This window comes from Maritimimonas sp. 2405UD52-3 (genome assembly GCF_056591715.1).
Map to the genome: position 1 here is coordinate 1 of NZ_JBWQOL010000035.1, position 222 is coordinate 222.

General features: G+C 47.7%; 1 protein-coding gene. It reads right to left on the minus strand.

Annotation, left to right across the window (positions count from 1 at the left end):
• Positions 1-222, minus strand: a 222-nt coding sequence (locus AC1EU5_RS16065) for a hypothetical protein (protein ID WP_480193435.1), incomplete at both ends; no start/stop codon positions are given.

The following is a 222-nucleotide window of genomic DNA, read 5'->3' on the forward strand; positions in this document are numbered from 1 at the left end:
GATCCATCTGGATCCGTAATCGTATTGCTCTTGACAATACCCATGCTTGGCGTTGGTACTACTATAGAATTCGTATCCGTAACATCTGGGGCCTGATCACTACTTCCTGTAGCAATGTTCGTGATCGTCGTACCTAAGTCACCTGCCTGGATCGTATAAGTCAATGTACCACTCTCACTGTCACCAGCGGCTAATGTGGTCACGCCATCACCTGCTACATCA